Consider the following 25,421-nt stretch of genomic DNA (forward strand, 5'->3'; position numbering starts at 1 on the left):
CCGATCAAATCGACCGAGGAGACCGACCCCGATGAGCAGCACCGGCATTTCCACCGAACTTCTCGACCGTTTCGCAGCCATCGTCGGCGATAAATACGCGCTTCGGGGCGAGGCCGATCTTGCGCCGCATCTGGTCGAAAACCGCGGCCTCTATCACGGCTCCTCCCCTCTCCTGCTGAAACCCGGCTCGGTCGAGGACGTCTCTGCTATCATGAAGCTTGCGACGGAGACCGGAACGGCGATCGTGCCGCAGACCGGCAATACCGGCCTTGTCGGAGGCCAGACGCCGCGCGCCGGCAAGTCCGATATCATCCTGTCGCTCGAGCGCATGAACAGGATCCGTGACGTCGATCCGGTGGCGAACGTGCTGGTCGCCGACGGCGGCGCCATTCTCGCCGATGTGCAGAAGGCGGCCGAAGCGCATGGGCGGCTGTTTCCGCTGTCGCTCGGTTCCGAGGGCTCCTGCCGCATCGGCGGCAATCTTTCCACCAATGCCGGCGGCACGGCGGTGCTGGCTTATGGCAATATGCGCCAGCTCTGCCTCGGCCTCGAAGTGGTGCTACCGACCGGCGAGGTCTGGGACGGCCTGCGCCGCCTGAAGAAGGACAATACCGGCTACGATCTGCGCGACCTCTTCATCGGCGCCGAAGGCACGCTTGGCATCATCACCGGCGCGGTGCTGAAGCTGTTTCCCCAGCCGCTCGGCCATCAGGTGGCATTCGCCGGCCTTCACTCGGTCGAGGATGCGCTTGCGCTTTTCAACCTAGCCTCCAGCCTCTGCGGCACCTCGCTCACCGGTTTCGAGCTGATGCCGCGTTTCGGCGTCGAAATCACCGCCCGCCATATCGAGGGCGTACGCGATCCGCTCGACGCGGCCTATCCCTGGTACGTGCTGATCGATATTTCGACGTCTGACTCGGCCGAAACGGCGGAGCGGATGATGAACGGCGTTCTCGAACAGGGTTTTGCGGCCGGGCTGGTGCTCGATGCGGCGATCGCCTCATCGGTGGCGCAGCAGCAAGCAATCTGGCACATGCGCGAGAGCATGTCGGATGCCCAGAAGCCCGAAGGCGGGTCGATCAAGCACGATGTTTCCGTGCCGGTTTCGCGGATCCCGCATTTCATGGCCGAGGCCGCGGAAGCGGTCCTGGCAGCAATGCCCGGGGCCCGTATCTGCGCCTTCGGCCATATGGGCGACGGCAATATCCATTACAATATTTCCCAGCCGGTCGGCGCCGACAAGGCCGCCTTCATCGCCCGCTGGCGCGAAATGAACCACATCGTCCATGGGCTGGTGCTGGCGCATGGCGGCTCGATCTCGGCCGAGCACGGCATCGGCCAGCTGAAGCGCGACGAATTGGCGGCGATCCGCCCGGCAATCGAAATCGAACTGATGCGCCGGATCAAGCGGGCTTTCGATCCGGCTGGTATCATGAACCCTGGGAAGGTGGTCAGCCTCGAGGTTTGAGGGTGGCGGACCGGGGGAGCCCCCTCATCCGCCTGCCGGCACCGACCGGGGTCGAGCCACGGGTCCCTCGACCCGTCCTTCGGACCCCCGCGCGCGGGGCGAGGGGGACTGCCGCAACCCCTCCGTTCCTCATCAAAGTGGCGCGGGGCACGTCCCCTCGCCCCGTTTTTACGGGGAGAGGGTTAGGGTGAGGGGCAAATCATTGAAACTGACTAGCAATTAGGACGACTGCGTGCCGCCGCCGGTCAGGATCTGCAGCGCCGGCGATTGCTGGGTGGCGTTCTGGACGTCGTACATGGCGGTAAAGCGGCGCAGCAGCTTGTCGACCTTCTTCGGATCCTGGAGATCCTCGAGCTTGACGAAGCGGTTGAGGAGGTCGGCCTGTTTGGTGACATCCATGCCCGACATCTGCGAGGGCAGGCTGTAAGCTGTGGTGATGACCTGATAGAGCGCCTTGTCGCCGAGGATCGAATAGATCGAGGTGATGCTCGGGGCCTTGCGGCTGAAATAAAGCGCCAGGCGCACACCATCGTTGCTTTCGCCCTGCTGGGCTTCCATCGTCTGCTGGACGTAGAGCTCCTGGGTGTGCTCCTCGGCCGCCTTGTTCTGGATGGTGCCCATCTTGGCGCGGGTGAGATTGCCGTCCTTGTCGAAGTTGAAGGCGGCGACGATATCCTGGAAGCGCGCATCGGCCTTGGCGTTCAGGTAGCTCTTCTTGTCGTCGGGATCGGAGGTGAAGATCTTCTTCAGCGTCGCCTTGTCGTAATCCTTCGGGTCGAGGTTGTTGGCCTTCAGCACCAGATCCGTCAGGCGGCTGTCGTCGAGGAAATCGTCGAGCGACTTCACCTTGGCCATGCCCTTGGCGAAATAATCGACTTCGGCAGTCGCGTCCTTCGATGCCTTGTCCTTTACCGGGCCGGCCTTCAGCAGCATGGTCATATGCGCCTTGTAGTCGGTGGCGTATTTGGCCATGGTCGCGTCGGGCAGCGCCTGGAAGGGTGATGCCGCCTTGCCGTCCGGGCCGAAATTGAAGGCGCGGGCGAGATTGGTGATGCGTTCGTCCTTCAGCGAGGCGATATAGCCGTCCGGATCATAGGCGTCGCTCGTCAGGATCTTGCGCATCATCGAGCGCGGCACGTCCTGGTCGGTCAGGCCGAAGGCCTGCAGCGCCACATGATAGGGATCCGGCAGATTGTCGTTGCTCTTCTTGAAATCGGCCGTGGCATTGGTGCGCAGGAAATCGTTGACGGATTTGATCTCGGCAGTATCGAGCAGGCTCGTACTGTCGGCCATCATGCTCGAGTAGTTGGAAGCAACCTCGTCGATCGCCTCTTCGCGCTCGTCGTCATAGCGCGCCATATAATTGTCATTGGTGGTCTGCGCCTGATCGGCCGTCTGGACCGAGCTTACAACCGGCAGCGATCCATCGGCGGCGAAGTTGAAATCGGCGTTGAGATCGGCATAACCGGCGGCTGAGGCAGCCGTCGCATCGGTCAGGTAGCTCTTCAGGTCGGCGTCCGAGATATTCAACGGCAGATTATAGGTGCTCTTCAGGAAATTGGTGATGGCGGGATCGGCGATGAGATCGTCGACATTGGCGATCGTCGCCATCCGGGCGGAATAGTCGTCGGTGCGCGCTCCGGCGGCAAATTTCGTGTTGCGGATCTGGGTGTCCGTCTGCGCCGCCAGTCCGTCCTTGAGAGAGCCGTCGGCCTTGAAATTGAAGGCGGCGGCGACGTCGGCATAGGTGCCGGTGCCGCTCTGATCGGTCAGGATGCTGCGAAGAGCGACGTCGGTAACGGTGGACGGGATGCCGAAGGCGTTGCGCACGAAATTGTTCAGCTTCTGGTCCGCCAGCAGCTGATCGACATTGGCGATGCCTGCGATGGTCGCCTGGTAATAGACGGCCGCATTGTCGGCCTTGCTGGCGGTGCTGGCACTTTGCGCGGCCGTCTGCGAGGCGTAGAGGGTGGCGATCGAACCGTCCGTCTTGAAATTGAAGAGATCGTGGACGTCGCTATAGCCCTGGGCGCTGGCAGCGGCGGGATCGACGAGGAAGGTCCTCAGCGTCGCATCGGAGACGCTGTCGGCGACCTGCATGCTGGTTCTGAGATAGCTGACCGCAACGGGATCGGACATGATGTCGTCGACACTGGTGACACTGTCGATCATGGCGTTGAAGTGGGCCGCGTTCGCCGCCGATTTGTCGGTGGTCGACTTGCGCTGCGTGTCCGTCTGGATCACCGACCCGTTGATCGAGCCATCCGCCTGGAAGTTGAAATCGGCGTTGAGATCGGCATGGCCTTGCGCGGCGGCATAGGCGGAGTCGGTCAGGATGTTCTTCAGATCGGCATTGCTGAAATCCGTGCCGAGACCATAGGCATCCTTGATGTAGCGCGCCATGTTTCCGTCGGCGAGCAGGGCGTCGACATTGGTGATGCCGCTCGATTGAGAGGTCACCTTGTAGTAGTTGGCAGTCTGCGACGCCGCCGACGACAGCTTGTTTGCCTGATCGAGCGTCCGGACGCGCGCCGTGCTCGAGGTGGAGCCGTCAGCCTTGAAGTTGAAGGCGTTGTAGACATTGGTAAAGCCCATCAGCTGGGCATAGCCGGGGTCAGTCAGGACCGTGCGCAGTGCTGCCGCGGTGAAATCGGCGCCCATGCTGTAGGCGGTCTTGATGTAGGAGGTCAGACGTTTGTCTGCGACCAGATCGTCGACATTGGTGATCGTGCCGATCTTGGCGGTATAATAGGCCTGGTTATAGTCGGCCGCCGTCTTGTTGACGTAGACGACGTCGGAACCGACCGAATTGTCAATGATGACCGACTGGGAATTCAGCGTGTAGGTTTCGATGACCGAAGCCTTCTGCGCCGCGGTCTGGGCCGTGCCGGTAACCGTGCCGTCGGCGTTGAAGCTGAACTGGGCGGCAAGCGCCTTGTACTTGTCGCCGCCCTGCGTGTTGACGACGCTCGTGGGGTCGCTCAGATCGCTCGTCAGCACCTGGCGCAGAAAATCCTTCGACGCATAGGTGGGATCGATGTTGAACGTCTTCAGCACGTAGGTGCGAAGCCTCGTGTTGTTGACCAGATCGTCGACGGTCGTCACGCTGTCGATATTATTGCCGTAATAAGTGCTCTCTGCGGACGTCGCCTTGTCGGCATCGATGAAGGACTGCTTGTAGAGGCCGATCAGATCGTCCTCCTGCGCGTCCGTCTGCACGTCCTTCTCGGGCGCATTAAAATTGAAGGCGGAAGCGAATTCGCGATAGCGCGTATCAGAGAGCTTGTTGGCGTAGCTGTTGGGGTCGGTGAGATCGCTTTCCAGCACCTTCTTCATGAAGGCCTTGGCATAGGTCATATCCTCAAGACCATAGGCTTTCATCGCATAGCTGTAGAGCTTGTAATCGCCGAGGAAGTCGTCGACCGAGGTGACCTTGTTGATATGATCGGCGTAGTATTCGGCGTCCTTCTTGACCGTCGCCTGCGACGCGACCTTGTTCAGGCTCGACGTCATATCCTTCGACAGGATCGTGTAAGCGAGGGAGGCCGTAATCATCAAATGCGCCCTTTTCGGCAAAATCTCTAAAAGAACGAACTGCTGGTAAGCATATTTTGCCACGAAAAACTTACCTGAGCCTTACCTCAGGATGCATCACTTCAGCACAGCATGGCGTTCACCTTCCGGAAACCCTGCCGGATTCGGTTTTGATAACCATCAGAGGACGCAAAGTTTTCTTAACCGCAATTTTTAAGCTGTACGGAACGGCAGGCCCCTATTGTCGGCCATAGAGGACGAAAAGTCCCAAGGAGAAGACCGGAAATCGGCTCTCAGGTAAGACAAGGGTAGAATGACATGAACAATCCCGTAATGAAGCCCGCCTGGGCTGGTACGACGTTACGCCTCGATCCGTCCCGCTTTCCGCAGCAGGTCAGCTACGCCATCCATGATTGTTCGGATGACGTGAATATTACCATAGACGAACGCGGCGCGGTCCTGCGCAAGGTCCTCCCCTCCAGCGGCCTGCCGCTCTCGATTGCGCTGCCGAAGCGCGTCTTCCAAGGTGTCGCCGCCCGCGCCATCGACCATGGCGACGGCGAGGTTACCGTCACCCTCGAACTCCATCATGCCGATCCGGAACTGTGCATTCCGCTGCTCGTCGCCCATGATCTCAGCGATATCGCCGCCGACTGGCGCGGCTGGTCGGAAGCATTCCGCATTCCGATGCTGATGGTCGAGGCCGACGGCGTCGCCCGGCCGCTCGAAGACCATATCGGCGGCTTGCGCACCAGCGATCTCAAACCGCGCCGCCGCCATTCCTACTTCGCCAACCGCCGCCCGCGCTTCCTCGTGCGCCGCACCACCGGCCGGCTCGGCGTCGCCATGAAGATCGAAGGCAAGGAAATCATCGCCCGCAACTGAGCGATTTCGCGACACTTCGTTTCGCACGCATTTGAAACCCGGCGCCCGCGCCGGGTTTGTCTTTTCACGCATCGCCCCATTCAGGGAATGGCGAAGAGCAGCGAGACGAAGAGGCCGAAGAAGATGATCAGGCCGACGCGATTGTTCGACTTGAAGAGCGCCAGGCATTGGGCGGCATCATTGATATCGAGCCGGACGATCTGCCAGGCGAACATGCCGGCGGCCCCGAACAGGGCCAGGAAAGCGATCAGATTGGCGCCGGCAAGCGCGAAAGCGGCAAACATCAATACCAGCGTCAGCCCATAGAGGCCGATCAGCCATACCCGCGTCCTGTCGCCGAACAGGCGCGCGGTGGAACGGACGCCGATCAGCTCGTCGTCCTCCTTGTCCTGATGGGCGTAAATCGTGTCGTAACCGATCGTCCAGGCCACCGAGGCGGCATAAAGCAGGACAGCGGCAAAGGAGAGGCCGCCCAAAATGCCGGCCCAGCCCATCAGCGCGCCCCAGGAGAAGGCAAGCCCCAGGTAGAATTGCGGCCAGTCGGTGAAGCGTTTGGCGTAGGGATAAAGCGCCACGATGCCGAGCGAGAGCACGCCGAGGAAGACGGTGAACCAGTTGAACTGCAAGAGCACGAAAAGCCCGACGAGGGCCTGCAGGCCAATGAAGATCTTCGCGTGGGCGCGCGTCACCCGGCCGGAGGGAAGCGGACGCGAGCGCGTGCGGGCCACCTCCATGTCGATCTGGTGGTCGACAAGATCGTTATAGGTGCAGCCGGCGCCACGCATGGCCACGGCGCCGATGAAATAGAGCAAAAGGTGGGACACCAGCAGGCTGCCGGAATAGAGCCCCTCGCCGATCGCCGCATTGGCGGCAAGGGTTGCCGACCAGAAGCACGGCCACATCAGCAGCTGCCAGCCGATCGGGCGATCCCATCGCGCCAGCTGTGCATAGGGCCAGAGCCATGGCGGCAGGATCCGGTAGACCCAGTTATCGGAAGGTGCGTCGGAAACGCGATCGTGGAAGTCGCCGGTATCTTGCATGCCGCCATCTAGCGACCGGCCGGCGATCCGGTCAAGAAGCGATCTCTTGTCTTATGCGTGTCGTTATCCCGGACCCGCTGCACACTTCTGGGCGACATGCATTGGATGTTTAATGCATGTCGTTATCCCGGAACCGCTGCACACTTCCGGGCGACATGCATTGGATCACTGCAGGGAGAAATTGAACTTGTAGGTCGCCGAGACGCCGATCAGGACCTGGTTCTTGGAGCCGCGGTCGCGCACCAGGCTGCTGTCGGCGGCGGGACCGGCCAGCCGCTTATATTCGAGGAAGGAGCTTGCCGAGAGATTTTCGGTCGCCTTCCACGTCAGTGCTGCGCCGGCGCCGTAAGACTGCATGCCCGCCGTCGGCTTGTAAGGATCAAGGCCGCTTTCGGCGGCGTGCTTGGCGCTGACGCCATAATAGGCGTCGTAATAGCCCCTTGTCGCAAATGTCGCGCGCGGGCCACCTGACAGCTGCAGGTCGGGCGCGATATCGGTGAAGGCATCGATCGCCAGATCGGCGACAACGCCGTCATGCGAGCGGATGCCCTGGCGGACTTCGGCGCGGGCGCGCAGGAAATCGGTGGGGTAGACTTCTAGGAAACCGCCGGCCTCAGCCCCCCATTTGACCTTCCTCAAGCCCTTCAGCTCATGGCCGTCGCCCTCGTCGCGCGATGGCACGAACTTGCCGACGATGCCGGCGCGGAAGGCGCCCTTGTCGATCAGGGCGAAGGAGGGATTATCGTTGCGCGATGAAAAACGCGGGCCGGCGCCTTGGCGGCCGACCGAGATCAGTGGGCTGAACTTGAATTCATTGTGCGACGAGCCCTCGAATTTTGGCGCCGAGAAGCCGGCGACGCCGACGTTCAGATACCAGTCGCCCGACCAGAAATGCTGGCCGCTTTCCTGCGCCGCCGCTGAACCGAAAGATAAAAAGGCAATAGCCAAAGAGATCGATACGACTGATCGATGAGACACGTCCGCACTCCAGAAAACGCAAAAACAAAGCCGCGGAGAGCGGCGACGGTTACATTTATAGTGGGGTCGTTACCCCAATGTTAACCACGGGGGACAAAGGGCGCTAATGAAAGTCATGTCGTCGGCCCCACACGGCTGATGGCATCCTATCTCTGATTCCACCGGCGAATGACCGGTTCCGTCAGATCGTGTTCGTAACCGAGCACGCTGATGCTGGCCGTATCCAGCACGAAATGCGCGCCGCCTTCCGGCGGCAGGCCGAGCCAGCGGGCGGCGAGCACGCGCAGGAAATGCGAGCTGGAAAAGATCAGGATGCTGTCCGCCGCCTCGCGAAGCGCGTGGATGATGCTATCTGCGCGAGCGCCGGCGTCGGCCGCCGTTTCGCCATTCGGGCAACCGTCGCGAAAGAGCTGCCAGCCGGGGCGCTCCGCCAGGATTGCCTTCGTGGTGACGCCTTCATAAGCGCCATAGTCCCATTCGGCGAGATCGTCGCGGATCACCGCGCCCGATCCGAAGCCGGCGAGCGCGCAGGTTTTACGGGCACGCGCCGACGGGCTCGACCAGACGGCGGAGAAGGCGTGGCCGGCGAGTCGCTCGGCAAGCTTGCGGGCGGCGGCCTCACCATTCGCCGTCAGCGGAATATCGCTGCGGCCGGTATGGCGCCCGGACAGGCTCCATTCGGTTTCTCCGTGCCGAACCAGGTAGATCTCGGGAAACGCACTGCTCATCGGCATGTCCTTTCATCGCGTCCGGCTGCCGCTCAGAAGGTCACCTTTTCCAACGGCGGGCGCCTCGCCTCGAATTCCTTCAGCTTGGCTTCGTTGCGGGCGATGTAATTGCGGTTGTCGGGAACGGTGAACTGGTTCTTGGCGATCTGGATCTGCAGGATGAAGAGCTCGTCCCAGCGAAAACCCATTTCCGAGCCGGCCAGGTAGAATTCCCACATGCGGAAGAACTGCTCGTCGTAAAGCGCCACCGCTTCGGCCTTGCGGGCCACGAAGCGCTCGCGCCAGTGACGCAGCGTATAGGCATAATGCAAAGGCAGGATTTCGACATCCCTGACCAGGAGCCCGGCCTTTTCGAGCGGCGGCAAGACTTCGCCGACGGAAGGGATATAACCGCCGGGGAAAATATACTTCTCGATGAAGGCATTGGTGCCGAAACTCGGCTTCGGGCGGCCGATCGAATGCAGCACCATGACGCCGTTGTCGTCGAGCAGATCCGACACCTTGCGGAAGAAATTGGGGTAATTGCCGATCCCGACATGCTCGAACATGCCGACCGAGACGATGCGGTCGAATTTTCTGCCCGTCAGGGTGCGGTAATCCTGCAGCTCGAACCGCACGCGCTCGGCAAGGCCGCGCTTTTCAGCACGAGTGCGGGAGACCTTCAGCTGTTCTTCGCTGAGCGTAATGCCGGTGAAATCGGCTCCCTCCGTCGCCTCCGTCAGGTACATGCCCATGCCGCCCCAGCCGGAGCCGATCTCCAAGATGCGTTGGTTCGGCTCGAGCAGGAGCTTGGCGGCAATATGGCGTTTCTTGGCGAGCTGCGCCTCGTCGAGCCCGATGCCCGGGGGTTCGAAATAGGCGCAGGAATATTGCCAGTCCTCATCTAGGAAGAGATCGAAGAGCTTGGCTGACAGGTCGTAATGATGGGCGACATTGTGCTTGTTGCGATTGACCGGCACGCGGCTCTTCAGCTGCTGCCAGGCAATTCGGCCCAGAAGCAGTGCTGCCATCTTGAAATCGAAGATCTCGTTGGTGGTGTTCTGTTTCACCATCGACAGGAAATCGTAGATATTGCCCTCTTCGAGAATGAACCGGCCCTGCATATACATCTCGCCGAGCTTCATCGTCGGGTCGCGCCGGATGGCGTCCTCGGCCTCCTGATCGGCGAGGCGGGCGGCAACCATGTCTCCGCTACCGTCGCCGATCAAATAAATGTCGCCATTGGCAAGGGTAAGTTTCAACGAACCCTTGCGGATGATTTGCTGGACGATCGAAAGGAAAGCCGACGCCATGGACGCCTCGCAAATGTGACAGGATGGTCACATCAACTTAATAACTCTCCTTCGCCTTACAAGCGCCGGATTTAGCACTCCGTTCAGAACGTTGCCAAACTGTTGCATTTTTGCCGAAATACGGGCTAAACCCTTATTTTCGCTTCATCGCTTCGGCCAGTGCCGCGCCAAAAGCACCCTGGCTCTCCGGCTTGGGAGCGGCAGGCCGGCGCTCGTTCTGTGGCCGCGAGCCCTGGTTTCCGCGAGAATCACCACGCGGCGGCGGCGCTGCAGAACCGTCGTCGCGCTTCATCGACAGAGCGATGCGCTTACGCTTGGCGTCGACCTCGACGACCCGCACCTTGACGACATCTCCCGCCTTGACCACCTCGTGCGGATCCTTGACGAAGCGGTCGGCAAGCTGGGACACATGCACCAGACCGTCCTGGTGCACGCCGATATCGACGAAGGCGCCGAAGGCGGCGACGTTTGTCACCGTGCCCTCCAGCATCATGCCGGGCTTCAGGTCGGAAATTTCGTTGACGCCCTCGGCGAAGGTGGCGGTCTTGAAGCTCGGACGCGGGTCGCGACCAGGCTTTTCCAGTTCCGAGATGATGTCCCTGACGGTCGGCAGGCCGAATTTCTCGTCGATGAACTGGCGCGGATCGACCGATTTCAGCATGGCGCTGTCGCCCATCAATGCGCGCAGGTCACGGCCGCAGGCGGCGACGATCTTCTTGGCGACGCCATAGGCCTCCGGGTGAACGGAGGAGGCGTCGAGCGGCTCCTTGCCGTTGGGGATGCGCAGGAAGCCGGCGCATTGCTCGAAGGTGCGGCCGCCGAGGCGGGCAACCTTCAACAGATCGCGGCGCGTCTCGAAACGGCCCTCGTTGTCGCGGTGGCGGACGATGGCGTCGGCGATCGAGGGCCCGAGGCCGGAGACGCGGGACAGCAGCGGCGCCGAGGCGGTATTCAGATCGACGCCGACGGCGTTCACCGCGTCTTCGACCACAGCATCGAGCGAACGCGACAGCTTCTGCTGGTCGACATCGTGCTGATACTGGCCGACGCCGATCGACTTCGGCTCGATCTTGACGAGTTCGGCGAGCGGATCCTGCAGACGGCGGGCGATCGAGACGGCGCCGCGCAGCGACACGTCGAGATCGGGAAACTCGGCCGCTGCGGTTGCCGAGGCTGAGTAGACCGAGGCGCCGGCTTCCGAGACGATGACCTTGGTCGGCTTCGGCGCCGGCAGTTCGGCCAGCATGTCGGCCACCAGCTTTTCGGTCTCGCGGCTGCCGGTACCGTTGCCGATCGAAATCAGCTCGACATTGTGCTTGCGGATCAGCGATGCGAGCTCGATCTGGGCGCCGCGCACATCGTTTCGCGGCTGGAAGGGATAGACCGTCGATGTCGCAACCACCTTGCCGGTGCCGTCGACGACGGCGACCTTGACGCCGGTGCGGATGCCGGGATCGAGACCCATGGTGGCGCGCGAGCCGGCGGGGGCGGCGAGCAGCAGGTCCTTGAGATTGCGGGCGAAGACATGGATCGCCTCCTCTTCGGCCCTCTCGCGCAGCTCCCGCATCAGGTCGAGCGACAGCGACATGGAAAGCTTGACGCGCCAGGTCCAGCTCGCGACCTCTATCAGCCAGCGGTCGCCGGGGCGGCTTGCGCCGATCTCATAGGCCGCAGCGATCATGCGTTCGACCGGCTTGTTCGGCGAGGCGGTCTCGGCGTCGGCCTCGATCGTCAGCGTCAGCACCTCCTCGTTCCAGCCGCGCAGCATGGCGAGCGCGCGGTGGCCGGGGGCGGTCGCCCAGCGTTCGGAATGGTCGAAATAATCGGAAAATTTTTCGCCCGCCGCCTGCTTGCCGTCGACGACCTTGGCCTTCAGCAGCGACGCCTGGCGCATATGGGCGCGCAATCTGCCGAGCAGATCGGCATTTTCGGCAATGCCTTCGGCGATGATGTCGCGCGCGCCTTCGAGCGCCATCTTCACATCGGGCACATCAGCCGTGACGAAGCTTTCGGCAAGCGCCGCCGGTTCCCGGCCGCGCTCGGCAAGGATCGCCTCGGCAAGCGGCCCGAGGCCGCGTTCGCGGGCGATTTCGGCGCGGGTGCGCCGCTTCGGCTTGTAGGGCAGGTAGAGGTCTTCGAGCTCGGCCTTGGTTTCGGCGCCTGAAACCTTCGCCATCAGCTCGTCGGTCATCTTGCCCTGGCCGGTGATCGATTCGACGATCGCGGCGCGCCGGGCCTCGAGTTCACGCAGATAGACCAGCCGCTCGGCGAGATTGCGCAGCTGCGTATCGTCGAGCCCGCCCGTCACTTCCTTGCGGTAGCGCGCGATGAAGGGCACGGTGGCGCCTTCGTCGAGCAGCTCGATGGCGGCTTTGGCCTGTTCCGGACGAGCGTTGATTTCGGCCGAGATGCGGGCTGCGAGAAAACGGAGGTCAGCGGCCATAGGATTTCCTATTTCGACGAAAGTTGCGGGACCATAGCGGCGAAAAGCGGCAAGGCAATGCCCGACTGTGGTTTCCACAGCGGAAGTTATTGGATTGGGGGATCATCGGCATCGTGCCGCGTAGCTCCCTCATCTGCCTGCCGGCATCTTCTCCCCAAGGGGAGAAGCGGAATCGTAGCAGCGTCTCGCCCTCCTGGAGGTACTGTTTGCGGAGCCGAGGGCAAGCGGCCTGCTCCTCTCTTCTCCCCAGCGGGGAGAAGGCGGCCCGAAGGGTCGGATGAGGGGGCCACACGGCACAACGCCTCCCAACCGTTCACCCCATCGCTCTCTTCCGTTTTTGCGGTTGTGCAGATGCGGCATTCTTTGATAGCAGAAGCAACGTTTTGGATCGCCCTGCCCGCGGGCGCAAGGAAAAGTGTGACATGCCAAACCTTCTTCTCGAACTCCGCTCCGAAGAGATTCCGGCCCGCATGCAGCGCAAGGCTGCCGGCGATCTGAAGAAGCTCGTCACCGATGCGCTCGTCGAAGCGGGTCTTTCCTATGAGGGCGCCCGTGAATATTGGACGCCGCGGCGGCTGGCGCTCGACATTCACGGCCTGACGGCGCGCTCGGCCGACGTGCGCGAGGAGCGCAAGGGGCCGCGCACCGACGCCAATGAGAAGGCGATCGAAGGCTTTCTGCGCGGCGCCGGCCTTTCGTCGATCTCCGAGGCGCAGGTGGTCAGCGATCCGAAGAAGGGCGATTTCTACGTCGCGGTCATTTCCAAGCCCGGCCGCGCGGCGGAAGAAATCGTCGCCGAGGTGATGCCCGGCATCATCCGCGATTTCCCCTGGCCGAAGTCGATGCGCTGGGGCAAGGCGTCCTCCAAGTCCGGTGCTCTGCGCTGGGTGCGGCCGCTGCAATCGATCGTCTGCACCTTCGGCCCCGAGCATGAGGAAACCACCGTCATCCCCTTCGAGATCGACGGCATCATCGCCTCCAACATCACCTACGGCCATCGTTTCCACGCGCCCCAGGCGATTACCGTCCGGCGCTTCGACGATTATGCGGCAAGCCTGGAAAAGGCAAAGGTCATCCTCGACGCCGAGCGGCGCAAGGATATCATCCTGCACGACGCCCGCGACACCGCTTTTGCCAACGGGCTGGAGCTTGTCGAAGACGAGGGCCTGCTGGAGGAAGTCTCCGGCCTCGTGGAATGGCCGCAGGTGCTGATGGGCAGTTTCGAGGAAGATTATCTCTCCATCCCCTCCGAGATCATCCGGCTGACCATCAAGACCAATCAGAAGTGCTTCGTCACCCGCAAGCAGGGTCAGGAAACGCTGTCGAACAAATTCATCCTGGTTTCCAATATCCAGGCACATGACGGCGGCAAGGAAATCGTCCACGGCAACGGCAAGGTGGTGCGGGCCCGGCTTTCGGATGCGCTGCATTTCTGGAAGCGCGACCAGGGCGACCTGCCGGATCTGGAGACTTTGAAGGCGTCGGCAGCAAAATTCGACCTCGACCTGAGGAAGCCGCTCGACCAGCGCATGGCCAAGCTCGATGCGCTCGACGTGACCTTCCATGCCAAGCTCGGCACGCAGGGCGCACGTGTCGCCCGCATCCGCGCGCTGGCGGAGCAATTGGCAAAGATCACCGGCGCGGATGCGGCTCTCACCGATCGCGCCGCCGTGCTCGCCAAGGCCGATCTGCGCACCGAAGCGGTCGGCGAATTCCCCGAACTGCAGGGCCTGATGGGCCGCAAATATGCGGCGCTGCAGGGTGAGAATGGCTCGGTTGCCGCAGCAATCGAAGACCACTACAAGCCGCAAGGCCCGTCGGACCGCGTTCCCGCCGACAAGGTCGCGATCACCGTCGCGCTCGCCGATAAGCTGGACACGCTGATCGGCTTCTGGGCGATCGGCGAAAAGCCGACAGGTTCGAAGGATCCCTTCGCGCTGCGGCGTGCCGCCCTCGGCGTCGTCAGGATCCTGCTGGAGCGCAATGTCAGGCTGCCGCTGCTGAAGATCATGAGCCGGACGTCGCTGCTCGCCAAGACAGGCGGCGAGTCCGTGTTTTCATTCGCAGGCGATCCGGCCGAGACTTGCTTCGACCTCCTCTCCTTCTTCCACGATCGCCTGAAGGTCTATCTGCGCGACCAGGGTGCCCGCCACGATCTGATCGACGCCGTGCTGACGGCCGATGCCGACGATCTGTTGATGGTGGCCCGCCGCGTCGAAGCGCTGACGGCCTTCATCACCTCGGAGGACGGCAAAAACTTGCTTGCCGGCACCAAGCGCGCCACACAGCTGCTCGCCGCCGAGGAGAAGAAGGGCACTGTGATCGCCGATGCCGTTTCGCCGGCGCTGCTGAAGCTCGATGCCGAGAAGGAGCTGTTCGCGGCAATCTCCAGTGCGTCGACGGAAGCGGCCGATGCCGTCGCCGGAGAAGATTTCCGCTCGGCGATGGCAGGGCTTTCCCAGCTGCGCGGCCCGGTCGACCGCTTCTTCGAAGACGTGCTCGTCAACGACGAGGACGCGGCCATCCGCGCCAACCGCCTGGCTCTGCTGCGGCTGATCCGCGAAGCGACGGGGACGGTGGCGGACTTCTCGAAGATCTCGGGGTGAGAGCGGGTTGGGTCGGTAATCTTTCTACCTCTCAAGTTGGGCCTACGGCTGCCGGGTTAGCACCGGAATTTGCCCCTCACCCTCACCCTAACCCTCTCCCCGTTCTGACGAGGAGAGTCGAGGTGCCCTGCAAGAGCTTGTGGGGAACGGAGAGGTCGCGGCATATCCCCTTCGCCCCGTTTACGGGGAGAAGGTGCCGGCAGGCGGATGAGGGGCTGCTCCCGCCGGGCGATTTCATCCATGACGACGCCGGCGCCGGCATTTTATCAGATCACGAGATCAAACGCGTTGCTGAATGTTTCCAAAACAGTACGGCCGCCGGAAACCGGCGGCCGCACAGGCTCTGGTGATGGAACTCGCGGGGCCGTTTAAGCGGCGCGACGACCCTGATGCATGGCCGGAGCCGCGCCGGACCTGCCGACGCGGAAGCCGCGGATCAGATCAATCAGCTCGTCGGTGTCGCTGGCCAGCGTTTCGGCCGATGCCGTGGTTTCCTCGGCCATGGCGGCGTTCTGCTGGGTAGCGGCGTCGAGCTGGTTCATCGACGATGAGATCGAGCGCAGCGTCGTGTCCTGCTCGGAGGCGCTGTGGGCGATCTTGGCGACGATCTCGTTGGCGGCCTTGATCTGGTCGGAGATGCGCTTCAGCGCCTCGCCTGCCTCGCCGACCAGGCGGACGCCGTGCTCGACCTGGCTGGAGGAGCGGGCGATCTGGTCCTTGATCTCCTTGGCCGCGGCGGCGGAGCGCTGGGCGAGTTCGCGCACTTCCTGGGCGACGACCGCAAAGCCCTTGCCGGATTCACCGGCGCGGGCCGCCTCGACGCCGGCATTCAGCGCCAGGAGGTTGGTCTGGAAGGCGATTTCGTCGATGACGCCGATAATCTTGGTGATCTCCGACGACGATTTCTCGATGCCGCTCATCGCCTCGATCGCCTGGCCGACGATCGCATCGCTGTGGGTGGCCTCGTTGCTGACCGAGTGGACGCGCTTGCTCGCCTCATGGGCCCCATCGGCCGTCTGGCGGACGGCGACGGTGAGTTCGTCGAGGGCCGCCGAGGTTTCCTCGAGGCTCGCCGCCTGGCGCTCGGTGCGCTGCGACAGCTCGTTGGAAGCGCGGCGGATTTCTTCCTTGCTGGTGCCGATATCGGCGCCCTTGGCGCTGACCTTGGCCATGGCGGCTTCGAGATGCGACAGCGCATCGTTGAAGTTGTCGCGAAGGGCGGCATATTTCTGGCCGAGATCGGCGCAGCGGACGGTGAGATCGCCACGGGCAATCATCTCCAACGCCTGGCCGATCGTCGCCATCACGCGGACCTGGAGTGCCGTCTCGTCCTGTTGCTGGCGCTGATTGTTTTCGCGCTCGTTTTCCAGCGCCAGCTGCTGGGCCGCCTCGCGATCCGACATCGCATGGCGTTCGCGGATCTTTTCCTGCAGCGACTGCGTGGCTTTCGCCATCAAGCCGACCTCGTTGTTCATGGCCGTATGCGGGATGGCGATGGAAACATCCTCTTCGGCGACAGACTTCAGCGCTGCGTGGACGCTGTTGAGAGGGCCGGAAATGCCACGGATGACGACGTAGGCGGCCGCCATGGCAAGGAAGAACAGAACGATGCTGCCGGAGAGCGCGGTCAGGATCGTGCTGTGGATCTGCGCATCGAGATCGTCCATATAAACCCCGGTGACGACGACGACTTTCCATGGCTCGAAGGCCTGTCCATAGGCCGTCTTGCGATAATCGCCGGCCGGCTCGCCCGGCTTGCTGGTGGAATAAAATTCGACGAGACCGCCGCCCCGCTGGCCGAGCTTGACCAGTTCCTCGCGGTAGAGCTTGCCCTTGCTGTCCGGCTGGCCCTTGAGGTTCTGCCCGACTTTCGCGGCGTCGTAGTGGAACAGCATCTGGACGTCATAGCTATAACCGAAGAAATAGCCGTCCGGATCGTATTTCATGCCGTTGACGGTGGCGTAGGCCTGCTTCTGGGCATCTTCGAGCGTCATTTCGCCCGCGGTGACCTTAGCCTGGTAAAGCTTGAGAACGGAGACCGCCGACTGAACCTCGGCGCGGAGCATGTCATAACGCTCCTTGTAGATCGCATCGACCGAGGAACGGATTTGCAGGGACGTGGCAACTGCAAAGGCGATCATCAGGCCGACGACCAGCAGTATGAGCTGCTTCGATATTTTCAGATTTTTCATGACGCCTCGCAACGGGAACGGTGAGTGCAGTCCGGTGCGGTTTCCTACCGCCTGTGCGAGCGCGCCAAAACGGCGACGCATCTACCGCTGCTCAAACAACATGCTGCGACCGGGTAAATAACCATTGAGGCTCACCCCATAAGAAATGTTTAATTTTATTATAAGTGACGGGAATTTCCCTAAAATTTCAGGGGTCGACTGGGAAGCAAAACGCTCGATGTTCACCGATAATTGGATCTCATTTGCTTGAAGTTCTTGAATAAATTGTTGTCTGCGAGCCGGACGCAAACCGCCTCGGTTTTCGCCATCACGCACAAAAGAGAATGCACCCCCGCTTCTCTTCGAGGGTGCATTCGGTCCACCTGAGGTGGAACCCCAAACGATCGAAACCTTGATCGGGCAGGGGCAGGGAACTTTAGAAACGCAGCTTGAATTCCGAAACGTTCAGGGCTGCCGGTTGTTCCGCCATGCCGGCCACAACAGGCTTGGCATCGCCGCCGATGACGGCCGCGGTCGTCGCGCTCATATCGATGCCATCCGCGGATGGGGCTGAAGGCGCGGCAGCGATCATCGCTTCCGGTGTCGCCTTGCTGACGAAGACGACGGGCGAGCCGCCCATCCAGCCTTCGGTGCGATAGATTTTCTTTTCGCCGCCGACATCGCGGACTTCACTCGCCTGGAGGACACCGGGCTTCAGCTCCGGCACCGTATAGTCCTTCTTGACGAGTTCGGCCTGGAGCGGCGGGCAAGCGGCACAGCTTTCGGTGATGATGCTGCCTTCAGCCGGCGCCGCGGTCTTGCCGATCACCTCGATCGAGGAAGCCATCGCCGAACCTGCCATCAGCAGGATTGCCGCACCGAGGAAAATCTGACGCATCAACGCAACTCCGTCTCACTATGAGAGCGGTATAGCGCAGCTTTGTTTCCATCCCGTCAGGGGAAAGGGTAAAAATTTAAAGAACGCGGCGGTTTATACTGTGTCCGCACCTGTTTCGCGCTCGATCGCCCGCCAGCCGATGTCGCGCCTGGAGAAGCCGTTTTCCCACTTGACCCTGTCGAGCAGCGCGTAAGCGCGATCCCTGGCCTCGGCGACCGTGCCGCCTGACGCGGTGACGTTCAGCACGCGCCCGCCGGTCGCAACCAGCGCGCCGTCCTTCAGGCCCGTGCCGGCATGAAACACCTTCTCGCCCTCGCCTGCCTCAGGCAGGGAGAGGATCGGCGTGTTTTTCGCGTACGCGCCGGGATAACCCTTCGAGGCCATGACCACCGTCAGGGCCGGATCGTCGCTCCATTCGGCGCTCACCTGGTCGAGCGTGCCGTTGGCGGTGGCGAGCAGCAGCGGCAGCAGATCGCTCTTCAGCCGCATCATCATCACCTGGCATTCGGGATCGCCGAAGCGGACATTGTATTCGATAAGCTCCGGCCCCTTGCTGGTGATCATCAGCCCGGCGAAAAACACGCCAGAGAAGGGATGGCCGCTCTCGGCCATGCCGCGCATCGTCGGCTCGATGATTTCCTTCATAGTGCGCTCGACCATGTCGGCGGTCATGACCGGCGCCGGCGAATAGGCGCCCATGCCGCCGGTATTGACGCCGGTATCGCCCTCGCCCACCCGCTTGTGATCCTGGGCGGTCGCGAGCGGCAGCGCATTCCTTCCGTCACAAAGGCAGAAGAAGCTCGCCTCCTCGCCGTCGAGATAGGCTTCGACGACGACTTCGGCGCCGGCAGCGCCAAAGGCGCCCTCGAAACAGTCGTCGACGGCAGCCAAGGCTTCATCCAGCGTCATCGCCACCGTCACGCCCTTGCCGGCGGCAAGGCCATCGGCCTTGACGACGATCGGTGCGCCCTGATCGCGAATATAGGCCTTGGCCTTCGGCGCATTGTTGAAGCGCTGATAGGCGCCTGTCGGAATGCCGTAGCGGGCGCAGATATCCTTAGTGAAACCCTTGGAGCCCTCGAGCTGGGCGGCGGCTGCCGAGGGTCCGAAGACGGTCAGGCCATCGGCGCGTAGCCGGTCGGCAAGGCCGGCAACGAGCGGCGCCTCGGGGCCGACGACGACGAAATCGATCGCCTTGTCCTTACAGAAGGCGGCGACCGCTTCATGATCCTCGATGTTGACGGGCGCGAGCACGGCGTGTTCGCCAATGCCGGGATTGCCGGGCGCGGCATAGAATTCGCTCAGCAACGGCGATTGCGCCAGCTTCCAGGCGAGCGCATGCTCGCGTCCGCCCGATCCGATCAACAGAACCTTCATGCGCCACCCTTTCCTTTTGCCTCTGGCGGTTAAGGGCCAAGGGGCGAAAGGTCAAGCGGGAAAGCTTACCAGCCCCCGCCTCCCCCGCCTCCGCCACCGCCCCCCGACGAACCGCCGCCGCCAAAACCGGAGGACGAGCTCGACGGCGGCGGCGAGGGTATGGTCGAGGCGATGGTCGAGGCCATCGACGAGGAAAAGCCGCCGACGCGGTCGGAGAAACTGCCGCTGTTGAAATTGCCGGAATACCAGGCGGGCGCATAGGCGGCGGCCGCACCGGCCGCGGCGGCTGCAAGCCAGGTCTCGAAGGTGCGCGACCAGGGCCTCTCGACACCGAGCGCCACCGCATAGGGCAGCAGCGTCTCGAAATGCTGCGGCGACATTTCAGGCGCGCCTGCCGTGTTCATGCGGTCTTTTTCGGCCAGCGTCAGATATTGGCGCAGGCCGTCTATGCCGTCCATCATCCGCGCGCCAAGCGGGGTCGGCGCGCCCATGATGAAGAAATAGAGGATGTTGAGCAGCACGATGCCGCCGACGGCAAAGAGCATCGGCGTTTCGTGCAGCTGCACCAGCGACGAGGCAAGCGCCAGGACGACGACGGCAAGAATGCTGATGCCAACGAAAACGCCGACCGCCGTGGCGATGATGGCGATGATCTTGCCGAACAGCGAGTTGCCGCGATGCATCGACCTCATGAAACCGGCGAAGAAGACGGCAACGAATACAGAGATCGCCGTCGGGACCAGCATCAGCGCGATCGTGTCCGGTTGCAGCGAGCCGAAAACGAACAGCGCCACCAGGGAAGCGGCGCTGAGCGCGATGCCGCCTGCGGTATAGGCCAGGTTGGAATTGTAATATTTGCCGCGATGCTCCTTCTCGATCGCCGAACGGAAACTCTGGCCGACGGATTTGACCCGCTCGCCATTGGCCTTGTCGATCGTGAGCGTCCTGCCTGCGCCACCGACAGCTTTCAGAAGCTCGGTCTCGCCGGCCTGGAATTTCTCCTTGCCGAGCGCTTTGCCGGTGCCCTGGATGACGATCGAATTCTTCAAGTCTTCGAGCTTGACGTAGCCGCGGACCGCAAGGTTGAGCGCGCTTGAAGCAAGCGCCGTCCAACCTCCGCCGGAGAAACCCTTGTTGTCGATGTAGTTGACCAGCGCCGGCGAGATGCCCTCAGGCGCGTCCCAGCGCGGCACGACGACGCCGCGGGCGGGATCGCGGCCGACCTTCAGCCAGGAACGAGTGTAATAAGCGAAAACCAGGATCAAGCCGCCGAAGCCGATGAAATAATTGCGGTTATCCTTGAGCCACCAGGTGCTTTCCATATCGGCGCTCGGCGGATCGATCGAACCCTTCGGCATGCGGATCGCGAAGGTCAGGCCCTCGCCGGCGGCAAGCGGCGCGGTGGTGGCAAAGACCAGGCTGGCGCCGGCTTCATCGACGCGGGCGTTCTTCCCCGTCGCGCCCTGAGGGCCGGTAAAGAAGACCGTGTCGGTGGCGGCAACACCCAGCGGCAGTTGCACCGTCGCCGTGGCCGAGCGGATCGGGAAGATCCAGCCATTGCCGGTGACGTTCCAGTAGAGTTCGGCATGATCGTCGAAATAGCGGATCTGGCGGTTGGTCTTGTAGGTGAAGACGTAGCGGTGACGGCCCGGCGTCACCGACACATCGGCGGAACCGGCATAGATGCGGATGCCGCCGGAAATCGATTCCGTGTGCCAAGGCTCGTCTTCGCCGTCGCGGGTGACCGACACCATATCGAAATCGACGCTACGGCGACGGCCTTCGGCGTCGGTGAAATAGAGCGGGAAGTCACGGAAGATGCCGTGATTGATCCGGTTGCCCTCGGCATTGACGGTGATCGTTTCGGCCACCGTCATCGCGCCGCTCTTTTCGAGTGTGATGGCGGAGGCGAAACTGTCGATGACCTCGGCGGCGAAAGCCGCCGGGGCCGCCAGCATAAAGAGCAGAGCAAAACAAAATCCGAAAAACCGACGCCCCATCCCAGTCTCCCCGCCGGCAGCCTCGGCTGCTTCTAGTCAATCCTTGTTCTGATATGTCACGCCGAGGGCGGCGAGCGTCCGCCAATAGGCGGGGAAGGTCTTGCCGACGCAATCGGGATCAAGAATGGTGATGCCGTCGATCTTCAGGCCGGCGAGCGCGAAGCTCATGGCGATACGATGATCGGCGAAACTGTCGATCTCGGCCGGAAGACGCTTTCCCGCAAGGGCCGGATCGGACTTTACGATCAGATCGTCCCCCTCTTCGCGGGCAAGGCCGGGGAGAATGCGGTTGAGGCCGGAGGAAAGCGCCCGGATGCGGTCGCATTCCTTGACGCGCAGATTGGCGATGCCGACGAAGCGCACCGGCGTCTCGTTGAAGGCGGCAAGCACGGCCAGCGTCGGAACGGCATCCTGCATCTGCGAGCCGTCGATTTCGGGGGGCAGCTGCGGAAAGCGGGCGATCATGTCGTAGGCGCGCGCGTCCGGCTGCGAAAAAGCGTCGGCGGGAACGCCGAGATCGATCGCGCCGCTGGTCAGAACTTCGGCGGCCCAGAGATAGGTCGCAGCCGAGGCATCGGGTTCGACGATGAAGTCGGCGGCGCGGTAGCCGGTCGGCTCGACCCGCCAGGTGACCGGGCTGGTCCTTTCGACCTTGGCGCCGAAGGCTTTCATCGCCGCCGTGGTCAGATCGATATAACCGAGTGCGCCGATATCCTCGCCGACGAGCTCGATATCGACCGGCCGGTCGCCGCCGGCCGCCATCATCAGCAAGGCCGAGACATATTGGCTGGACAGGCCGCCATCGATGCGGATGCGGTCGGCCTGGAAGCGGCCGGTGCCCTTGACGGTGACCGGCGGGCAGCCGGTCTCGGCGGTCGCATCGATGCCGAGCGTGCGCATCGCCTCAACCAGCGGGCCGATCGGGCGCTTGCGCATATGTTCATCGCCGTCGACGATCACGGTGCCATCGACCAAGGCGGCGGCCGCCGTCAGGAAGCGTGTCGCCGTGCCGGCATTGCCGAGGAAGAGCGGTACTTTCGGCGGCTGGAGCCTGCCGCTGCCGGTGACGACGAAGGTTGTGTCGTCGGGCTCGTCGATCGAAACGCCCATGGCGCGCAGCGCATCGGCCATATAGCGCGTATCGTCGCTCTTCAGCGCGCCGGTCAGCCGGCTCGTGCCCTTGGCAAGGCCGGCGAGCAGCAGCGCCCGATTGGTGATCGACTTGGAGCCCGGCGGCATGGCGCGGCCCGAAAGCGGCTTGTCCGGCGGGATGATCGTGAGTTTGGCTGTACGTGTCATGCTGTTCTTCCGTCCATCGTGCCGCTGCACAGTTTTGCGCGACATGCTCTTGCCGGCCGCAGTCTGCCCCTGCTCTTAGTCGCTTTTTCGCAAAGGCAAAATGCCGGATCGTCAGAATTTAACGCTGGGGACGGCGCGATCGGCCTCGTTGGTGATTTCGAAATAGTCCCGCTTGGCAAAACCGAACTGGCCGGCGACGAGATTGGAGGGGAAGCTTTCGACCTTGACGTTGAGGTCGCGAGCTGCCCCATTGTAATAACGCCGCGCCATCTGCAGCTCGCCTTCCATGGTTTCGAGCGAGGCCTGCAGCTCGGCAAAATTCTGGTTGGCCTTGAGGTCGGGATAGGCTTCCGCGAGCGCGATGACACGGCCGAGCGCCTGGCCGAGCAGCCCTTCCGCCTGCGCCCTGCCGGCGACATCATCTGCTGGCACGGCCTGCGCCTTGTTGCGAAGCGCAACCACCTCTTCGAGCGTCGACTTCTCGTGGGCGGCATAACCCTTGACCGTCTCGATCAGGTTCGGGATCAGATCGGCGCGGCGCTTCAGCTGCACGTCGATACCCGACCAGGCTTCTTCAGCCATCTGCCGCGAGCGAACCAGGCCGTTGTAGATGAAGACGACATAGAGGGCGACCAAAACGATGACGCCAAGCGCAATATACATCGCGAATCCCCTGCAACGAAGTAATCTTGGTGCAAAGACTACGCAGGATTCCCAGTTGCCGTCAAACACCGATATGCGCGAGAATTCGGGCCGTCGTCTGCTCCGGCGAAAGATCCGTCTTATCAATTTCGACCGTGTGCTCAGCAAGTCCGCGCAACAGTTTATAGTTTGCCCGGAGCTGTTGCAGCCTCGCCGTATCCGTCAGCTTGAGCGCCTCCGATCGGCCGGGGGAGACGAGGCGCCTGGCATTTTCCTCCGGCGCGCAGTCGAGGAGAACTGCGACCAGATCCGCGCCCCTGCCGGCAGCCAGATCGAGATACCAGGAAAACGTCGCACTATCATCCGCGTCATCCGCAAGAGCATCGGTAAAGACGAAGCTGTCGGCCGGATCGGCACGCACGGCATGGTCGAAAACCGCCAGCAAACGGCCGACGGTCAGCTTCCCGGTGCCTGGCCAGCCGTTGATATGGACAATACGGCTGGCAGGCTTTTGCGTCACGCTGCCTCTTTGCCCAGATTGACGCCGCCGGCGTCGGTCAGGAGGAAGGCTTCGCCGCAGGCCTTGGCGAGCGTGCGCACGCGCAGGATATAGCTCTGGCGTTCGGTGACCGAGATGACGCCGCGGGCATCGAGCAGGTTGAAGACGTGGCTGGCCTTGATGCACTGGTCATAGGCGGGGAAGACGCATTTGTGCAGGCGCTGGTTGGCGTTGTCGCCAGGCGCGCCGGCATCGAGCAGCGCCCGGCATTCCTTCTCGGCATCGACAAAGTGGCGATGCAGCATCTCGGTATTGGCGAATTCGAAGTTGTGACGCGAATATTCCTGCTCAGCCTGCAGGAAGACGTCGCCATAGCTGATCTTCTCGTCGCCTTCGCGGCCGTTGAAGTTCAGGTCGTAGACATTGTCGACGCCCTGGACATACATGGCGAGGCGCTCGAGGCCATAGGTCAGCTCACCGGCGACCGGCGCGCATTCGATGCCGCAGACCTGCTGGAAATAGGTGAACTGCGAGACTTCCATGCCGTCGCACCAGCATTCCCAGCCGAGGCCCCAGGCGCCGAGCGTCGGGCTTTCCCAATCGTCCTCGACGAAACGGATGTCGTGCAGCAGCGGGTCGAGGCCGATCGCCGCGAGCGAGCCGAGATAAAGCTCCTGCAGATTGGGCGGGTTCGGCTTCAGGATGACCTGATACTGGTAATAATGCTGCAGGCGGTTCGGGTTTTCACCATAGCGGCCGTCGGACGGGCGCCGCGACGGCTGGACATAGGCGGCCTTCCAAGGCTTGGGGCCGAGGGCGCGCAGCGTGGTGGCAGGGTGGAAGGTGCCGGCGCCGACCTCCATGTCGTAGGGTTGCAGCACCGCGCAACCCTTGTCCGCCCAGTAGCTGTGCAGGGTCAGGATCAGCGCCTGGAAGGAGCGCTTCGGGTTCATATAGTCTGGGATGGCTGACATGAAACGGCACCGATTGCGTGGGGATTATCGGCGCGACAGGTGCCATGGAGGGCGGCGGGGGTCAAGGGTTTTGCGAGAGTGGAACGGCCCGTATGGAGAGGGTCTCTGCCCTCACCCTAGCCCAACGGGGACGTGCCCCGTGAGGCGTCGGTGCGGGACGGAGAGGTCGCGGCATATCCCTTCTCCCCAGCGTGGAGAAGATGCCGGCATGCAGATGAGGGGGTAAGCGGCAAAGCCGCGAATGCGCTGAGCGCAACCGAAGGGCAATTAATGCCGTGCCGTGCGGCCCCCTCATCCGACCCTTCGGGCCACCAGCCTGGGCGAGCCACCGGTCTCGCCCGTCCTTCGGACCCCCGCTGGGGAGAAGGGAAAATCGACGCCCTATTCCTCATCCCGCTTCAGCCGGTATTCGCCGGTGACAGGATCCTTGACCAGCGTGCCGATTGCGCCGGTCTGGCGCTCCCTTTCGGCGCGGCGCGATTTTTCGGCGAGCTTGCGGGCATCGGAGACGAAGCGGCGGTAGAGCCACCAGGCCGAGAAGACCAGGACCAGGATGGTGATAAGCTGCGCCATTTCCCTCTCTCGCT

At 62.6% G+C, this 25,421-nt stretch carries 18 protein-coding genes; 3 read left to right on the forward strand and 15 right to left on the reverse strand.

From position 1 onward, the window contains the following. Nucleotides 1–31: 31 nt before the first annotated feature. Nucleotides 32–1,468, forward strand: coding sequence for an FAD-binding oxidoreductase (locus tag OS035_RS02095; protein ID WP_310803977.1), 1,437 nt, complete (start codon nucleotides 32–34; stop codon nucleotides 1,466–1,468). 219 nt (nucleotides 1,469–1,687) lie between these two features. Here the strand turns inward: OS035_RS02095 and OS035_RS02100 are convergent, their stop codons facing one another. Continuing rightward, complete coding sequence (locus OS035_RS02100; RefSeq protein ID WP_183852523.1) at nucleotides 1,688–5,023, reverse strand: DUF1217 domain-containing protein; 3,336 nt, start codon at nucleotides 5,021–5,023, stop codon at nucleotides 1,688–1,690. Nucleotides 5,024–5,320: 297 nt separating this feature from the next. On the opposite strand from OS035_RS02100, the gene OS035_RS02105 reads away from it, so the two are divergent. Continuing rightward, on the forward strand, nucleotides 5,321–5,887 hold the full coding sequence (locus OS035_RS02105) for a DUF6101 family protein (RefSeq protein ID WP_012556768.1): 567 nt from the start codon (nucleotides 5,321–5,323) through the stop codon (nucleotides 5,885–5,887). 80 nt (nucleotides 5,888–5,967) lie between these two features. On the opposite strand, the gene ubiA is transcribed toward OS035_RS02105, so the two are convergent. The 5 genes from ubiA to OS035_RS02130 form a co-directional block, all read right to left on the reverse strand. After that, nucleotides 5,968–6,927, reverse strand: a complete 960-nt coding sequence (ubiA, locus tag OS035_RS02110) for a 4-hydroxybenzoate octaprenyltransferase (protein WP_097624049.1) — start codon at nucleotides 6,925–6,927, stop codon at nucleotides 5,968–5,970. 165 nt (nucleotides 6,928–7,092) lie between these two features. After that, on the reverse strand, nucleotides 7,093–7,905 hold the full coding sequence (locus OS035_RS02115) for a MipA/OmpV family protein (protein WP_097624048.1): 813 nt from the start codon (nucleotides 7,903–7,905) through the stop codon (nucleotides 7,093–7,095). 146 nt (nucleotides 7,906–8,051) lie between these two features. Next, complete coding sequence (locus OS035_RS02120) at nucleotides 8,052–8,633, reverse strand: histidine phosphatase family protein (RefSeq protein WP_097624178.1); 582 nt, start codon at nucleotides 8,631–8,633, stop codon at nucleotides 8,052–8,054. 32 nt (nucleotides 8,634–8,665) lie between these two features. Then, a complete protein-coding gene (locus OS035_RS02125) occupies nucleotides 8,666–9,925 on the reverse strand; it encodes a cyclopropane-fatty-acyl-phospholipid synthase family protein (RefSeq protein ID WP_331813321.1) in 1,260 nt (419 codons plus the stop codon). A gap of 133 nt (nucleotides 9,926–10,058) precedes the next feature. Further along, nucleotides 10,059–12,368 carry a Tex family protein gene (locus OS035_RS02130; protein WP_097624046.1) on the reverse strand — a complete coding sequence of 770 codons (2,310 nt, stop codon included), beginning with the start codon at nucleotides 12,366–12,368 and terminating at the stop codon, nucleotides 10,059–10,061. A gap of 422 nt (nucleotides 12,369–12,790) precedes the next feature. On the opposite strand from OS035_RS02130, the gene glyS reads away from it, so the two are divergent. After that, a complete protein-coding gene (gene glyS / locus OS035_RS02135; RefSeq protein WP_331813322.1) occupies nucleotides 12,791–14,974 on the forward strand; it encodes a glycine--tRNA ligase subunit beta in 2,184 nt (727 codons plus the stop codon). Between the two features lie 368 nt (nucleotides 14,975–15,342). Here glyS and OS035_RS02140 read toward each other — a convergent pair whose 3' ends face one another. From OS035_RS02140 to OS035_RS02180, 9 genes are all read right to left on the reverse strand, one after another. Next, the gene (locus tag OS035_RS02140) at nucleotides 15,343–17,166 is read right to left on the reverse strand and encodes a methyl-accepting chemotaxis protein (protein WP_331813323.1); all 1,824 of its coding nucleotides are present in this window, start codon (nucleotides 17,164–17,166) and stop codon (nucleotides 15,343–15,345) included. A gap of 415 nt (nucleotides 17,167–17,581) precedes the next feature. Next, nucleotides 17,582–18,043, reverse strand: coding sequence for a plant virulence effector HPE1-like domain-containing protein (locus OS035_RS02145; protein ID WP_097624043.1), 462 nt, complete (start codon nucleotides 18,041–18,043; stop codon nucleotides 17,582–17,584). 93 nt (nucleotides 18,044–18,136) lie between these two features. Further along, entirely contained in the window at nucleotides 18,137–19,420 is a 1,284-nt protein-coding gene (gene purD / locus OS035_RS02150) for a phosphoribosylamine--glycine ligase (RefSeq protein WP_183852529.1), read from the reverse strand. A 65-nt stretch (nucleotides 19,421–19,485) separates the two neighbouring features. Continuing rightward, nucleotides 19,486–21,420 (reverse strand): DUF2207 domain-containing protein, encoded by a 1,935-nt coding sequence (locus OS035_RS02155; RefSeq protein WP_331813324.1) that lies wholly within the window; start codon nucleotides 21,418–21,420, stop codon nucleotides 19,486–19,488. Nucleotides 21,421–21,456: 36 nt separating this feature from the next. Next, nucleotides 21,457–22,719, reverse strand: coding sequence for a 3-phosphoshikimate 1-carboxyvinyltransferase (locus OS035_RS02160; protein WP_331813325.1), 1,263 nt, complete (start codon nucleotides 22,717–22,719; stop codon nucleotides 21,457–21,459). A 111-nt stretch (nucleotides 22,720–22,830) separates the two neighbouring features. Further along, nucleotides 22,831–23,382 (reverse strand): LemA family protein, encoded by a 552-nt coding sequence (locus OS035_RS02165; protein WP_097624039.1) that lies wholly within the window; start codon nucleotides 23,380–23,382, stop codon nucleotides 22,831–22,833. Nucleotides 23,383–23,443: 61 nt separating this feature from the next. Beyond that, a complete protein-coding gene (locus tag OS035_RS02170) occupies nucleotides 23,444–23,881 on the reverse strand; it encodes a nucleoside kinase (RefSeq protein ID WP_097624038.1) in 438 nt (145 codons plus the stop codon). Beyond that, on the reverse strand, nucleotides 23,878–24,834 hold the full coding sequence (locus OS035_RS02175; RefSeq protein WP_331813326.1) for a glycine--tRNA ligase subunit alpha: 957 nt from the start codon (nucleotides 24,832–24,834) through the stop codon (nucleotides 23,878–23,880). The genes OS035_RS02170 and OS035_RS02175 overlap by 4 nt, the downstream gene beginning before the upstream one ends. 381 nt (nucleotides 24,835–25,215) lie before the next feature. Next, nucleotides 25,216–25,407, reverse strand: coding sequence for a hypothetical protein (locus OS035_RS02180; RefSeq protein ID WP_003588221.1), 192 nt, complete (start codon nucleotides 25,405–25,407; stop codon nucleotides 25,216–25,218). Between the last annotated feature and the right edge of the window lie 14 nt (nucleotides 25,408–25,421).

The sequence above is a fragment of the Rhizobium sp. 268 genome, from assembly GCF_036571585.1.
GTDB classification, from domain to species: domain Bacteria; phylum Pseudomonadota; class Alphaproteobacteria; order Rhizobiales; family Rhizobiaceae; genus Rhizobium; species Rhizobium redzepovicii.